The sequence below is a fragment of the Desertibacillus haloalkaliphilus genome (genome assembly GCF_019039105.1).
Lineage (GTDB): Bacteria > Bacillota > Bacilli > Bacillales > KJ1-10-99 > Desertibacillus > Desertibacillus haloalkaliphilus.
On the sequence record NZ_JAHPIV010000001.1, the window covers coordinates 119956 to 135798 of the forward strand.

The 15843-nt window shown below is 41.3% G+C and carries 13 protein-coding genes, 2 tRNA genes and 1 other annotated feature; all 15 genes read right to left on the reverse strand.

Features of this window, described 5'->3' with window-relative positions:
• Positions 1-201: 201 nt before the first annotated feature.
• Complete coding sequence (gene leuD / locus KH400_RS00565; protein ID WP_217221226.1) at positions 202-789, reverse strand: 3-isopropylmalate dehydratase small subunit; 588 nt, start codon at positions 787-789, stop codon at positions 202-204.
• Positions 790-828: 39 nt separating this feature from the next.
• Positions 829-2241 carry a 3-isopropylmalate dehydratase large subunit gene (leuC, locus tag KH400_RS00570; RefSeq protein ID WP_217221227.1) on the reverse strand — a complete coding sequence of 471 codons (1413 nt, stop codon included), beginning with the start codon at positions 2239-2241 and terminating at the stop codon, positions 829-831.
• A 60-nt stretch (positions 2242-2301) separates the two neighbouring features.
• Positions 2302-3396: a 3-isopropylmalate dehydrogenase gene (gene leuB, locus KH400_RS00575; protein WP_217221229.1), complete on the reverse strand. Its 1095-nt coding sequence runs from the start codon at positions 3394-3396 to the stop codon at positions 2302-2304.
• A gap of 34 nt (positions 3397-3430) precedes the next feature.
• Positions 3431-4978, reverse strand: a complete 1548-nt coding sequence (locus KH400_RS00580; protein WP_217221231.1) for a 2-isopropylmalate synthase — start codon at positions 4976-4978, stop codon at positions 3431-3433.
• On the reverse strand, positions 4965-5987 hold the full coding sequence (gene ilvC, locus KH400_RS00585; protein ID WP_217221232.1) for a ketol-acid reductoisomerase: 1023 nt from the start codon (positions 5985-5987) through the stop codon (positions 4965-4967). Before ilvC ends, KH400_RS00580 begins: the two co-directional genes overlap by 14 nt.
• 59 nt (positions 5988-6046) lie before the next feature.
• Positions 6047-6568, reverse strand: coding sequence for an acetolactate synthase small subunit (gene ilvN, locus KH400_RS00590; RefSeq protein WP_217221234.1), 522 nt, complete (start codon positions 6566-6568; stop codon positions 6047-6049).
• A complete protein-coding gene (gene ilvB / locus KH400_RS00595; RefSeq protein ID WP_217221236.1) occupies positions 6565-8289 on the reverse strand; it encodes an acetolactate synthase large subunit in 1725 nt (574 codons plus the stop codon). Before ilvB ends, ilvN begins: the two co-directional genes overlap by 4 nt.
• A 185-nt stretch (positions 8290-8474) precedes the next feature.
• Positions 8475-8729 (reverse strand) — a binding site (T-box leader).
• 42 nt (positions 8730-8771) lie between these two features.
• The gene (ilvD, locus tag KH400_RS00600; RefSeq protein WP_217221238.1) at positions 8772-10439 is read right to left on the reverse strand and encodes a dihydroxy-acid dehydratase; all 1668 of its coding nucleotides are present in this window, start codon (positions 10437-10439) and stop codon (positions 8772-8774) included.
• A 59-nt stretch (positions 10440-10498) separates the two neighbouring features.
• Entirely contained in the window at positions 10499-11404 is a 906-nt protein-coding gene (gene ilvE, locus KH400_RS00605; RefSeq protein WP_217221239.1) for a branched-chain-amino-acid transaminase, read from the reverse strand.
• Positions 11405-12038: 634 nt separating this feature from the next.
• Positions 12039-12115: transfer RNA gene (locus KH400_RS00610), tRNA-Arg, on the reverse strand.
• A gap of 321 nt (positions 12116-12436) precedes the next feature.
• Positions 12437-12510, reverse strand: a tRNA-Gly gene (locus KH400_RS00615).
• Positions 12511-12648: 138 nt separating this feature from the next.
• Positions 12649-13170 (reverse strand): metallophosphoesterase family protein, encoded by a 522-nt coding sequence (locus KH400_RS00620; RefSeq protein WP_217221242.1) that lies wholly within the window; start codon positions 13168-13170, stop codon positions 12649-12651.
• A gap of 14 nt (positions 13171-13184) precedes the next feature.
• Positions 13185-13781 carry an XTP/dITP diphosphatase gene (locus tag KH400_RS00625; protein ID WP_217221243.1) on the reverse strand — a complete coding sequence of 199 codons (597 nt, stop codon included), beginning with the start codon at positions 13779-13781 and terminating at the stop codon, positions 13185-13187.
• Position 13782: 1 nt separating this feature from the next.
• Positions 13783-14556 carry a ribonuclease PH gene (gene rph / locus KH400_RS00630; protein ID WP_217221244.1) on the reverse strand — a complete coding sequence of 258 codons (774 nt, stop codon included), beginning with the start codon at positions 14554-14556 and terminating at the stop codon, positions 13783-13785.
• 138 nt (positions 14557-14694) lie between these two features.
• Positions 14695-15792, reverse strand: coding sequence for a GerMN domain-containing protein (locus KH400_RS00635; protein WP_217221245.1), 1098 nt, complete (start codon positions 15790-15792; stop codon positions 14695-14697).
• Positions 15793-15843: the final 51 nt, after the last annotated feature.

Genomic DNA, 15843 nt, shown 5'->3' on the forward strand with positions numbered 1-15843 from the left:
TAACATTAAAAATCTCTTAACATGATCATTCTAAAAGTTCTTGGGTGTGTACGCAAAAAGAGGACGAAAAGAAATAAAAACTCTCACCTATTAATAGGAATCCATCATAAAAACAAAGTCTTGGTAGTAAACTCAACTACCAAGACTTGTGCAATGAGCACCTAAAAAGTGAGTGTAGGGCCCCTTTAACCGATCGATTGCTTATGCATTCACTTTTTCTTCATATGCTGCGATTTGGTCTTCGTATGTCAAAGTAACGCCAATTTCATCCCAACCGTTCAAAAGCATTTCTTTCCAATAACTATCAATCTCAAATGAAGCAGCAAAGCCATCTTCATCCGTAATCGCTTGCTTCTCCAAATCAATCGTGCTTTCATAATCAGCACGCTCGGCTTTCTTCATTAACTCATAGACTTTCTCTTCTGCTAAACGGATCGGTAAGATGCCATTTTTTACACAGTTATTATAAAAGATATCAGCAAAGCTAGGAGCAATGATCACTTTGAAACCATAATCTTGCAAGGCCCATGGTGCATGCTCTCGTGAAGACCCACAACCGAAGTTATGATCGGCTACTAACACCGTTGCCCCTTGGTTATGACTTTGGTTTAATTCAAACTCAGGATTGTCTGATCCATCCGCATTAAAGCGCCAATCAAAAAACAAATATTGTCCAAAGCCAGTTCGCTCAACACGCTTTAAAAATTGTTTTGGGATGATTTGATCAGTGTCTACATTCACACGATTTAACGCTGCTACTTTTCCTTTATGAACGACAATTGGTTCCATTCCTTCCACCTTCTTCTCTAGTATTCATAGATTCATTGATTAAACTGGAGATTTATCAAGTGTTCGTACATCAACGAATTTGCCAGTAACTGCAGCTGCAGCTGCCATTTCCGGGCTGACAAGATGTGTTCTTGCCCCTTTTCCTTGACGGCCTTCAAAGTTACGGTTCGAGGTTGATGCACAACGCTCGCCTTCAGGAACAAAATCAGGATTCATGCTTAAGCACATACTACAGCCAGATTCACGCCATTCAAAGCCAGCATCGATGAAGATTTTATCTAGTCCTTCTGCTTCTGCACGTAGCTTAACTTTTTGTGAGCCTGGGACAACCATCGCTCGGACATTTTCAGCGACTTTCTTCCCTTTTGCTACAGCTGCCGCTGCACGAAGGTCACTCATGCGTGAGTTTGTACATGATCCGATAAAGACATGATTGACTTCTACATCTGTCATTTTCGTTCCTGGCGTTAACCCCATGTACTCTAGTGATTGTTCAATCGCTTTTTTATCAGAAGAAGTTGTTGCATCATTTGGATTGGGAACTGTTTCATGAACGCCAATTCCTTGTGACGGATTTGTTCCCCATGTCACCATCGGTTGAATTTCTGATCCATCGATTTCTACACTGCGATCGTACACCGCACCTTCATCTGTTGCTAGTGCACGCCATTCTTCAACCTTCTTCTCAAACTCTTCTCCAGAAGGAACATTTTCTCGTCCTTGTAAATAGTCAAATGTCACTTGGTCTGGGCTAATTAATCCTGCCTTCGCCCCTGCTTCGATTGACATGTTACAAATCGTCATTCGTTCTTCCATTGTCATGCCACGGATCGCTTCACCTGTAAACTCGATGACAGAACCTGTACCGAAGTCAACGCCGAACTTTGCAATAATGGCTAGAATCACATCTTTTGCCGTAATTCCTTCGCTAAGACGTCCCGTTACATTGACTTGAAGTGTTTTCGGCTTCGCTTGCCATAGAGATTGTGTCGCTAATACGTGCTCAACTTCACTTGTCCCAATTCCGAATGCAAGTGCGCCAAAAGCTCCATGAGTCGAAGTATGACTGTCTCCACAAACGATTGTTTTTCCTGGCTGTGTTAAACCAAGTTCTGGCCCAATGACATGAACAATACCATTATCTGGACTGTTCAGATCAGCAATGTTAATACCGAATTCCTTACAGTTTTCAGATAAAGTTTCCATTTGTTTTTTTGCGATTTGATCAGTAATATTGTAGCGATCAACCGTAGGAACATTGTGGTCCATCGTTGCAAATGTTAAATCAGGTCGTCGAACTTTACGATTATTTAAGCGTAATCCTTCAAACGCCTGTGGTGATGTCACCTCATGAACCATATGAAGATCAATATATAGTAGATTAGGTTTGCCCTCTTCAGCTACAACCGTATGTTTATCCCAGATCTTTTCAATAATTGTTTTTGGACTCATTCTCCTCTTCCCCTCACTTTATTCACTAATATCATTTGATGAAGGATAACTATGCTAGAGTTAGTTAGTAACTTTTGCTTGATTTGTCATTGCTGCAATAACCTTTTCTGTCATTTCTGTTGTTGATAGAGTCGTCTCACCTTCAGCAGCAATGTCCCCTGTACGATAACCTTGTTCAAGTACTGTAGACACCGCTTTGTCAACGACTTCTGCTTCTTTGCTTAGTCCAAATGAGTATTTGAGCATCATCGCAACTGACGCAATCGTTGCTAGCGGATTAGCCTTCCCTTGTCCAGCGATATCTGGTGCTGAGCCGTGGACAGGTTCATAAAGTCCAGGTCCTGTGCTACCAATACTCGCTGAAGGAAGCATACCAAGTGATCCTGTTAACATCGACGCTTCATCACTTAAAATATCTCCAAACATATTTTCCGTTACAAGAACATCAAACTGTTTTGGATCACGAATTAATTGCATGGCCGCATTATCGACGAGCATATGTTCAAGCTCGATATCTGGGTATTGCTTGCCGACTTCTTCAGCAACTTCACGCCAAACACGGCTTGATTCTAGAACATTCGCTTTGTCAACCGATGTTACTTTTTTACGACGAACACGAGCTAGTTCAAACGCTTGTTTAATGATACGTTCAATTTCACTACGTTTGTAGTAGAGCGTGTCAACAACAACTTGCTCGCCGTTTTCTTCTCGTCTTTCCTTTGGTTCACCAAAGTATAACCCGCTTGTAAGTTCACGTAAGATCATTAAATCTACGCCTTTAACGACTTCTTTACGAAGAGTTGATGCTTCAATTAAGCTATCAAAAGCTGTGACTGGTCGTAAGTTAGCAAACAAATTCAGTTCTTTACGAATCCCCAAGAGACCTTTTTCTGGACGCATATCGCCAGGAAGTGTATCCCACTTAGGGCCACCAACAGCACCTAACAGAATGCCGTCACTTTCCTTACATACACGAACAGTTTCAGATGGGAGTGGCGAATTCTCCTCATCAATCGCCACCCCACCGATTTTTGCATACGAATATTCAAACTCATGACCAAACTGATCAGCAACTGTATCTAGTACATTAACAGCGGATTGGACAACCTCAGGGCCGATCCCGTCTCCAGGTAATACTGTGATCTTTTTTTTCATTTGATCCTTCCTTCCCATAACTCACTTCACCGAATTAGATGTGAACTTTACTTTCAGCTACTTCACTACGATTTTTCCGGTTTAAGATACGGTTTACCGCATTGACATAAGCTTTTGCAGAAGCTTCTAACACGTCATGGGCTGTGCCACGACCGCTCGATTCAACGTCATTGAACAATACTTTGACATATACTTCTGCTAATGCATCACGACCTCCAGTAATTGACTGAATACGATAATCTTTCAGAACAATTGGAGCATTAATAATTCGTTCTAGCGTATTGTAAACCGCTTCAACACTTCCAGACCCTGTTGCTGCTTCTTGAACGAGCTCACCATCTGGATTTGTCATCGTAATTGTTGCCGTTGGAATGTTTGTCGTTCCGTAGTTCACTTGGATCGTTTCTACTTCATAGTATTTAACAGCAGAACCAATCTTCTCTTCTGTCATCAGTGCGAAAATATCATCCTCTGTGACTTCTTTTTTCTTATCTGCAAGCTCTTTAAATTCTTTAAAGACCTTTTTGATTTGCTCCTCTGTCGCTGTATAACCAAGTTCTTTGACCTTCTCTTTGAAGGCATGGCGTCCGGAATGTTTTCCTAATACCATCCGGTTAGAAGAAACACCTACTAACTCAGGCGTGATAATTTCATAGGTTGTTTTTTCTTTTAAGACACCGTCTTGATGAATTCCTGATTCATGAGCAAAGGCATTGTCACCAACAACAGCTTTATTGTTAGGCACAGCCATACCTGTTAGCTTACTGACGAGAGTACTTGTGCGCTTAATTTCGTTCAGTTTCAACCCGGTTTCTGCTTGATAAAAATCACCACGAATTTTTAGAGCAACGGCAATCTCTTCTAGTGAGGCATTTCCGGCCCGCTCACCGATGCCGTTAATCGTACATTCGACTTGCTCAGCGCCATTTTCAATCGCTGCTAATGAGTTCGCAACCGCCATTCCAAGATCGTCATGACAGTGTGCCGAAAGCTTAGCCTTATCAATGTTTGGAACATTGTGCTTCAAATAACTAAAGATATGACCAATTTCCTGCGGGGTAATATAACCAACCGTATCAGGAATGTTAATGACACTAGCACCTGCATCAATGACCTTCTCTACAATTCGGACGAGAAAATCAAGATCGGAGCGACAAGCATCCTCAGCTGACCATTGCACGTGCGGGAAACGTTGTGACGCATATTTCACGGAGTCAACCGCAGCTTCGACAACTTGGTCTGGTGTCATTTTTAGCTTATGCGTCATATGAATAGGTGAGGTCGCAATAAATACATGTAAGCGTGGTTCTGCTCCGCCTTTAAGCGCATCCCAAGAAATATCAATTTCTTTCTGAAGCGATCGGGAAAGACCTGTCACAGAACTCCCTCTTACTGTATCTGCAATTGCCTTCACGGAATTGAAGTCCCCTTGGGAAGAAGCTGGGAACCCAGCTTCAATAATATCTACACCAAGGCGTTCTAGTTGTTTTGCAATCTCTATCTTTTCCTCAAAGTTAAGGTTCACTCCTGCTGATTGTTCTCCGTCCCTTAACGTTGTATCGAAGACATTAATTCTTTGCACTACCTACCACTCCTTTTGATTTGGCCTTAACAAATGGCATCATTTCGCGAAGTTCACGTCCGACAACTTCGATAGGGTGCTGTTTTTCTCTTTCATTAATTGCAGTATATTCAGGGCGGTTCACTTGATTCTCTTGAATCCAACCTTTTGCAAATTTCCCTGTTTGGATATCTGTTAAAATCTCTTTCATCGCAGCTTTTGTCTCATCCGTTACGACACGAGGTCCTGCTTGGAAGTCACCCCACTGTGCTGTATCTGAGATGGAATAGCGCATATATTCAAGTCCACCTTCATACATAAGGTCAACAATTAGTTTTAACTCATGTAAACATTCGAAGTAAGCGACTTCTGGTTGATAACCTGCTTCTACTAATGTTTCAAACCCAGCTTTTACTAGTGCTGATGTACCACCACATAGTACGGCTTGCTCACCGAATAGATCTGTTTCAGTTTCTTCTTGGAATGTTGTTTCTAATACGCCAGCTCTTGCTGAACCAATTTGTTTTGCATACGCTAATGCAATGTCTTTTGCTAATCCAGTCGCATCTTGATACACTGCGATAAGCCCTGGTACACCTGCTCCATCTTCAAACGTACGACGAACGAGGTGACCTGGTCCTTTTGGTGCAGCTAAAAATACGTCTACTGTTGATGGAGGAACGATTTGGTTAAAGTGAATGTTAAACCCGTGTGCGAATGCTAATGCTTTACCATCCGTAAGTGCTGGTTCAATTTCTTCTTTATATACTTTTGGTTGATGCTCATCTGGTAGTAACACCATAATTACATCTGCTTGTTGTGCAGCTTCTGCTACTGTATAAACATTAAAACCATCATTTTTTGCTTGATCCCAAGACTTCCCTTGACGTAGACCAATGATCACATCAACGCCACTTTCGCGTAAGTTTTGTGCATGGGCATGACCTTGAGAACCGTACCCGATGATTGCTACCTTTTTCCCTTGTAATACACCTTCATTTACATCTCCGTTATAAAATACTTTTGCCATTATAAATCTCTCCTTTTTTTAAAAATAAAATGTAGTTTAATAGTTTTTATAATTAATTTTTAATTAATTAACGTATATCGATTTTCATCAATGACTGATTTTTTTGTTCCCCGTTTAAAGGCTGTAATTCCTGTTCGGGCAATTTCCTTAATTCCATATGGACGTAAAAGGTCAATCAGCGCTTCTACTTTTTGGTGGTCACCCGTGACTTGAACTGTCATGCTCTCACGGCTAACATCAATAATCGTGGCTCGAAATGGGCCAACAACAGCAGCAATTTCGCCACGCTGTTGTGGGGAAGCAAAAATCTTAATGAGTGCTAACTCCCTTGCCACTATCGGCTCATCAGTAATGTCTTTTACTTTTAAGACATCCACTTGTTTATTCAATTGTTTTATCACTTGTTCAATGCCTTGGTGGCTATCAACGACGACCACAAAGGTCATCCGTGATATTGATGGATTTTCAGTAATCCCAACTGTGATGCTTTCAATATTGAAGTTACGTCGAGCAAATAATCCTGTAATCCGGTTCAAAACACCAGAAGTATTATTTACCGTTGCTGTAACTGTACGTTTCATGGCTTAATCCCCTCCATTTCATGTTGTCCTTTTCCAGGTGCGATCATTGGATACACATTTTCTTCTTTTGTGACCCGGAAATCTATTAATACCGGACCTTGATGTGCCATCGCTTCTGTTAACGCCTGTTCAACATCGTCTTTCTTGTCGATTTTCATCGCTTTAATATCATAAGCTTCTGCTAGCTTGACGAAGTTCGGCTGGATTGGGAAGAGCGAATTTGAGTAACGTTCTTCATAAAATAATTGTTGCCACTGTCTAACCATTCCAAGTGATGCATTGTTTACAATCACAACTTTAACCGGCAAGTTTAGCTCTTGTAAAATTGATAATTCTTGAGCTGTCATTTGGAAGCCTGCATCGCCTACAACCGATACGACTGGGGTGTGAGGTTCAGCAAATTGAGCTCCAATTGCGGCTGGGAAACCAAAGCCCATCGTTCCAAGTCCACCTGATGTCACCCAACGGTTCGGCTTATTAAACTTATAATACTGAGCGGCCCACATTTGATGTTGACCAACATCAGTGGTAACAATCGCTTCCCCATTGGTCACTTTATAAATCGATTCAATTAACTGCTGTGGCTTAATCGTGCCTCCCTCTTCTTTATACCAAAGTGGATACTCTTCTTTTAAACGTTGAACCTCTTCACTCCAAACCGCATTGTTACCGCGTTCGGCTTCTAAAGCAACGAGTTCCTTAAGGGCCTCTCTTGCATCACCTACAACTGGGATTTGTGCTTCAACATTTTTTCCAATTTCAGCTGGGTCGATATCGATATGTGCTACTTTTGCATTTGGTGCAAAGTGAGCTAAATTACCTGTTACTCGATCATCGAACCGTGCCCCAATACTAATGAGTAAATCGGATTGGTGAATCGCCATGTTTGCTGTATATGTCCCATGCATCCCAGCCATTCCTAATGAAAGCTCGTGCTCACCAGGAAAACTACCTAAGCCTAATAACGTATTAGCTACAGGAATATTTTGCTGAACAGCATAATCGTATAACTCATCAAAGGCTTGTGCATGAAGGACACCAGCTCCTGCTAAAATGACTGGCTTTTTCGCTTCACTTACAGCTTCAGCAAGCTTGCGAATTTGCAGCTTATTTGGAATGACAGTAGGTTGATATCCTGGCAAATCAACTTCCTCGTCATAATCAAAAATTCCTGAAGCAATGGAAACATCTTTCGGTAAATCAATGAGCACAGGACCAGGGCGCCCAGTTGTAGCAATGTGGAATGCTTCTTTTATGATTCTCGGCAGCTCTTCAACCGAACGAACTTGGTAGTTATGCTTTGTAATTGGCATTGTTACCCCAATGACATCTGCTTCCTGAAACGCATCTGTTCCAATCACTGAAGTAGCAACCTGCCCCGTAATAACCACAAGCGGAAGCGAGTCAATCATTGCATCAGCAATACCAGTCACTACATTTGTTGCCCCTGGTCCTGATGTAACGACACAAACACCTGGTTTACCCGAAACTCTCGCATACCCTTCTGCCGCATGGATCGCCCCTTGTTCGTGACGAGCTAAGATGTGACGAATACCTGTTTTATAAATCTCATCATAGGTAGGTAGAATGGCCCCCCCGGGATACCCAAAGATGACATCTACATTCTCTTTTGCCAAAGCTTGAATCAACATACTAGAACCCGATAGTGTTTGCTTTTCAGTCGCTGTAGGCTTCGCTTCTTTCTTTAACTTGGTACTCATTTTTGCCTCCTCCTTCTTACCAGTTAACTAGTACCCCTTGAAACGGTTATAAAAATTGTATTGAAACTTGAGGATCGCCTAAAATGAAAGGCGGGGCCTCAATGACAAAACGTAAGGATAGGTTACAGTTTACTTTTTTTGTATTAAAAAAATCTTTCCACCCCAAACGTGACCACAATCTTGGTCAAAGGGGTGAAAAGATCTCTTTCCACGGTACCACCCTTATTCATGACAGTTTTACAACTACCATCTTATGAGCGACGTTTATCGCTCCGTTTAGTTAACGAGTGCAGTGTACACCCGACCAATCCTACTTAACTAGCTGTTCGAACTGGCACTCAGAGGGGAGTTCATCATATGTGATTCCACCGCATCTCAGCTTACGCGGCTCTCTGTTGAAATCGAACGATATGATTACTTTTCCTCTTCAACGTTTTATCCTATTTCCTTTTTAGGTTCAGGTTAATGTTTGAATAGTAGATTTATATTTTCATAATCCCACCAGTGTTAGCTGATGTTACTAATTTTGAATATCTTGCTAAGTAACCTTTTTTCACTTTAGGTTCTGGTTCTACCCAGCCCTCTTTTCGTTTAGCAAGCTCTTCATCTGAGACTAATAGATTCAACGTGCGATTTGGTAAATCAATCTTGATTTTATCGCCATTTTCAACGAAAGCGATCGGACCACCTTCAGCAGCTTCAGGAGATATATGTCCAATTGAAATTCCTCGAGATGCACCAGAAAATCTTCCATCTGTAATTAACGCCACTTTCGTTCCTAAGCCGCGGCCAACAATTGATGATGTTGGTGCTAACATCTCCGGCATTCCTGGCCCGCCCTTTGGTCCTTCATAACGAATGACAACGACGTGATTTTCCTTGACAGTCCCATCATCAATCCCTTTTTGTGCTTCTTCTTGTGATTCAAACACAATCGCTTCTCCCTCAAACGTTTGAATCGATGAATCGACAGCTCCAACTTTAATGACTGCGCCATCTGGAGCAAGGTTGCCGTATAAAATCGATAAGCCACCTACTGGACTATAAGGATTGTCTTTTCTTCTGATGACGACATCATCAGTAATCTCTGCATCTTTTACAGTCTCATATAAGCTTTCACCTGTAATTGTGATTCGTTCTGGATGAATCGCTCCATCGATTTCACAAAGCTCTTTTATAATGGCACTAACACCGCCCGCCTTATGAACATCATCCATCGAATAATCGGAAGCAGGACTGATCTTACATAAATACGGTACACGCTCTGCTACTTCATTAATGCGGTTGAGCTCATAATCAATTTCAGCTTCATTTGCGATCGCAAGTGTGTGGAGAACCGTGTTTGTTGAGCCACCCATTGCCATGTCTAAAGCAAATGCATCATCAATCGTTTCCTTTGTGACAATGTCACGTGGTCGGATATCTTTTTCAATTAAATTCATTAAGTGCTTAGCAGCATCTTTAATTAGTTGATGACGCTCTTCTGATGTTGCCACCATCGTTCCATTTCCTGGTAGTGCTAAACCAAGCATCTCCATTAATGAGTTCATTGAATTCGCTGTAAACATCCCTGAACAAGAGCCACATGTCGGACAAGCTGATTGTTCAATTTCTAGTAACTCTTCTCTCGTCATTTTTCCTGAACCAAAAGCTCCGACGCCTTCGAAGACTGAAGCGAGTGATAAGCTTTTGCCGTCTTTTGTTCTTCCAGCTTCCATCGGCCCACCTGATACAAAAACGGAAGGGACGTTCGTTCGTACCGATGCCATTAACATACCAGGTGTAATTTTGTCACAGTTTGGGATGTAGAAGACCCCATCAAACCAATGAGCATTAATCACTGTTTCAGCTGCGTCACAAATGATTTCTCGACTTGGTAATGAATAACGCATGCCTATATGCCCCATCGCGATTCCATCGTCAACACCAATCGTATTAAATTCAAACGGAATACCGCCGGCTTCAATAATTGCTTCCTTTGCCACTTCAGCAAATTTATTTAAATGCATATGCCCTGGAATAATATCAATATATGAGTTACAAACACCGATAAACGGCTTATTCATATCTTCTTCTTTAACACCTGCAGCTCGTAGTAAACTACGGTGTGGGGCCCGATCTATCCCTTTTTTAATCATGTCACTTCTCATAGTACTCGCTCCCACCTCGTTCAAATTGTTTCTTCATTCTGTTCTTCGATGATTTATTATTAACTTACTTCGATTCCTGTGTTATCCTCGTAAACCTTCACACCATCCTCTACAACATGTTTGCGGAACGCTTTTAACAAGTTCTTTGTTTCAGGTCCAGGAACCCCTTCACCAATTTGTCTACCGTCAACTTTGACTACAGCGATAACTTCAGCTGCTGTACCTGTTAAAAAGACTTCATCTGCAACAAACACATCGTGACGTGTAAATGGCTCTTCTTTGACTTCATATCCAAGATCTTTAGCAATATCAATAATTGCGTTTCTTGTAATCCCTTCTAATGCCCCGAGGTAACCGGGTGGAGTTAGGAGTTGGTTCCCTTTGATAATAAAGACATTATCCGCTGATCCTTCAGCAACATACCCTTCGTTATTTAGCATCAGTGCTTCACTAACACCTGCTAATCTCGCTTCAATTTTCACTAAAATATTATTTAAATAATTTAATGATTTTACTTTTGGACTAAGTACATCCGGACGATTACGTCTTGTTGGTACAGTTACAATCTCTAGTCCATTTTCGTAAAGCTCTTGCGGGAACAACGATAGGCTTTCAGCAATAACAATCACTTGTGGTGTACGGCAAGATGCGGGATCAAGACCGAGGTTCCCTACACCTCGTGATATCACTAAGCGGATATACGCGTCCTTTAATTGATTTTTCTTGAGTGTCTTAACGATAATTTCCGTTAACTCCTCACTTGTATGCGGGATTTCTAGCATAATTGACTTTGCTGAGTTGTATAAACGTTCTAAATGTTCTTCTAGCTTATAGACATTTCCGTCATAGACTCGAATCCCTTCAAATACCCCATCGCCATATAAGAAGCCGTGGTCGTATACGGAAATCTTTGCGTCTTCTTTTTTTACTAACTCCCCACTTAAATAAATCCATTGTTCACTCACAAGATTCACTCCTCTCATCGATGTCAAATCATTTTCAAATTGGAATATTGCGAAACTTACAACTAAGATAAAATCCGACTTTTCGGATAATTATCGACAGACTTCGCAGTCTCTTTTGGATATACTATAGCGATCTTTGTCATATATTTAAGAAAGCGGTTGTCGATAGAGGTCATTTCCACTTAGAAAACATGCACAAAATAGCTGTTTCCGCTCATATGTTTTGTGAAGAAGTATTCTCATTTGCTTCACTTATTTATTTATATTTCTTATTGGAAATTTAAAAATGTTTTCCTTGTTTGAGCATTATATTACGCTTAATACGGTTGCTGGTCAACCACTTTTTAAAAAATTATTTGATAATTTCGATTAGTGATTTTTCCTGAATCCGCTTACAGTATGATCACAATAGGAAAGGTGGTCTGAAAATAAAATTAATTTCTTTTTTACTGACACTTTTTATAACGAAATCATGATCTCAACTATCATGGACAAAACAATCATATACTTCTCTCCCTAAACGATTTACATGTTAACAGCGAATAGGCTCTCGCTTCTGCCTGTTAACTAAAAAAACGCCAGTATTGTTTTCCAAACACTGGCGTCTATCGTTTATGTATTCATTTTAAAAAGTTGGCGTCCCAGGAGAGATTCGAACTCCCGACCGACGGCTTAGAAGGCCGTTGCTCTATCCTACTGAGCTACTGGGACTTGTTTTACTTGCTATGGGATATCTTTGTGAAGAATGCCTAACAATTGTTCAGAATATGTGCATCACGTTTGTGTACTTTATAAGACTAGACATATCAATAGATGTTTAACGTTTACTCTTGTGTCTACATGTCAATCCAGACAAGTCTATTTCTCGTCGCATATTAGCAATTTGTCTAAATAGACATGCTCCTGCGCGTTTCGCTTGCTCGTCGCAAATCTGGAATGAAGTGAACTCGTTTGCTCCTGCGTCTTCTCGTTTATTCACAGTAGTTTATTCCTCGTCGCATGTTAGCAAAGAAGTTGAACAAGTAGTAAACATGGAGCGGGTGATGGGAATCGAACCCACGACCAGAGCTTGGAAGGCTCTTGTTTTACCACTAAACTACACCCGCATGAATTAGTGATCGAATAGTGAAGACAATTATTAATATAAAGGAATTATTAACAAATGTCAACAGTTATCTGAACATTTAAAGAGACGATCCCATGTCTGTCTCTCCATGGAACTGTGGGATCTGTCCCCTTATTGTTCAGTCCTGGCCAATTAGATAATGGCTCGTTAGGTCTGGGATATCTTTTCCGGTTCGATCATAGAATGTGACCGTTACCTCACGATTTTCATTGATCTCACAGATACAGTATGTTTGCTCCTTGCGGTTTCTCGGTAAGCGAATGCTACCTGGATTAATGTAAACAACGTTATTTTCGCTAAAAGACGTCGCCACATGAGAGTGCCCAAAACAAGCTATATTGGCACCCACTTCCTCAGCTCGATATGTAATCGGAACATGGCTCATTTTTACGTTGTATAAATGCCCATGTGTCATGTAGACACGAGTCCCTTCAATCTCTTCTACTCGCTCCTCTGGAAATTCTTCATCAAAATCACAATTTCCACGCACAACATAACAGTTTTCTAACTGCGGTGCGTGATGTGGCAATTCAGAATCGCCGCAATGGAAAATAGCGGACACGTTAGGCTTTTGTTGAGCGATCACATCAGCAAGCTCATCTGTCCAGCCATGACTATCGCTTATGATTAGGATTTTCACGGCACTCCCTCACTTTAATTAAAAATTTCCTGCCACTGCTCCTCAAGCCTCTTTAACGCTTGAGCACGATGGCTGATCTGATTCTTCTCTGCTTCGGGCAGTTGTGCCATCGTTACATCTTTCTCTGGTATGTACATAATGGGATCATAGCCAAATCCATGGTCCCCGATCGGTTCTTGAGTAATCAACCCTTCACAGTTTCCTTCAACAATTTCCGTTTTTCCAGATGGAAATGATACCGCAATTGCACAATGAAACCTCGCCGTACGTTGTTCGACTGGGACTCCTTTTAATTCTTCTAACACCTTTTCAATATTTTTTTGGTCGTCCTTTTCTGGCCCCGCATAACGAGCGGAGTAAATCCCTGGATGCCCGTTAAGAGCATCGATAATTAAACCTGAATCATCAGCAAGAACGGTCTTCCCAAACTTTTGAGCGATCGTTTCTGCCTTTATTTTTGCGTTTTCAGCAAAGCTTTGACCGTCTTCAACGATATCGGGGATATCTTCATAGTCAAGCAATGATTTGACGACCATGCCCTTTTCTGCAAACATCGCTTTAAACTCATTAACCTTACCTTTGTTCTTTGTTGCTATGATGATTTCCTTCATTTTACTCTTCCTTTTCCATGCTTGTTTTTTGTTTATCTAAAATCATATTGGTTACCTTCTCACCAATCACTTGCTGTTGAATTTCGATTAATTGTTCAATTCCGTGATGCCCTAGATCTAATAATTGATCAAGCTGCTTTCTAGAAAACGTTGCTTCCTCACCTGTACCTTGCAACTCTACAAATTCGCCACTACCAGTCATGATCACATTCATGTCGACATCAGCCTTTGAATCCTCACTGTAACACAAGTCTAAGAGCTCTCCAAGTTTTGGGTCTACCCCAACAGAAATCGCTGCTAAGAAGTCTTTGACTGGAAGAGTTTTGATTATTTTTCGATTCAGATAGTTTTCAAATGCTAACACAACCGCGACAAACGCACCTGTAATCGCTGCTGTACGTGTACCTCCATCAGCTTGAATGACATCACAGTCAATCCAAACTGTCCGCTCTCCAAATTTATCTAAATCGATCACTGAGCGCATCGCACGTCCGATCAACCGTTGGATCTCCATCGTTCTTCCTGTTACCTTACCCTTTGAGGATTCTCGGATATTACGCTGCTCAGTGGCGCGAGGTAACATTGAATATTCAGCCGTCACCCATCCTTTTCCTTGACCTCTCATAAATGGGGGGACTCGGTCTTCAATACTTGCCGTACAAATGACCTTTGTATCCCCCATGGCTATTAATACAGATCCTTCCGGATGTTTCAAATAATTTTTTTCAATATGTACTGGCCTTAACTCGTTATGCTGTCTTTGGTCTACTCTCACGTAAGATTCCTCCTCATAAGCTTTACCTTCATGTAGTATTTACATAAACTAGAAGTTTTATCATTCATAAAAAAAGGTAGCGAATGGCTACCTCATCTATCCTACACTGATATTATAGCAAATAAAAGCATCGATTGTTTAGAATTGCCCAGTATTGACCCTTGTAGGTCTTGAAACTGGTTCAGCAAGCGGTTCTCCAGAAGCCTTTAAGATCTCGCTTTCTCCATTAACATGCAGGGCCACTTGCTCCACCCCTTCTTGTTCTGTTAGTGATAGCACTAACATGTTTAGGACATCTTCTGATAGAGCTTCACCTTCTGATTGATTTAATAGGGCCTCGTTGAAGTTTAAGGTGACGACACCATTTTGGTAATCAGGTTCATCAATGAGTTCAACACCGTAACGAATATCCGTTAATAATGTTGAGTGACTTGAAGGGCCATTCAATAGCTCTGAGACAACCGTTTGATAAGTACTTTGGTCATTGCTCTTTGCAACCCTTCTAGTCACAGGGACATAATAAGTGTTGTCCCCCTGCTGTGAAAGGAAGTAAAGGGTAACCCCTTTACTATTAACAAGGTCAACGACTCCTTCTGTCTCAAGGTTAATGCCATTTGCTCGGCTAAAACCTTCCCCGATTGGAGTATCATTGACAGGCATTGTCTCCTGCTCATAACCGTTGATACGGATTTGTACACGATCTACCTCTTCAAATTGTGTCGCTGTCCACGTAATCGCTTGTAGGATCTTCATCTCATCCTCAGGAAGGTACTCTTCAAATTCAGGCGAAAAATCAACAATGGCAACGCCATCTTCTAAGTGAACATCTACTTCAGTTCCTGATGGAATAACTGCTCGAAATCCGCTAGGTAATTCGTTTGTAATTGGTCCACCCTCAACTAAATATTCTAATGATTGCTTGATTGCACCTTCTTCTTTCGGTAATTCCATTGTTTGTGGCACAACTAATCCGTCTTGATCAAGTAAATACAATTCACGAGTAACCGTGTCAGTCATGCTATTTTCGTCAACGTCCTCCGTCGCTTCACCTTCCTCTACTAGCGGTGCGTCACCGTCCATGTCCGTTTCTAACGGCTCTCCTTCATCAATATAATCGACTGGTGGAGAATCCATCTCGTTTAACGTTTCATCTGCACCAAAGTTACAAGCAGAAACAATGAGTGATAAAGAAAGAAGTAAAATGACTGGCACTCCTGTTCTGAATAAGTTACGCATTGTGTTCCCTCCTCAAGGTAGTTTGTACTACATATATACGAGCTTGTTTCT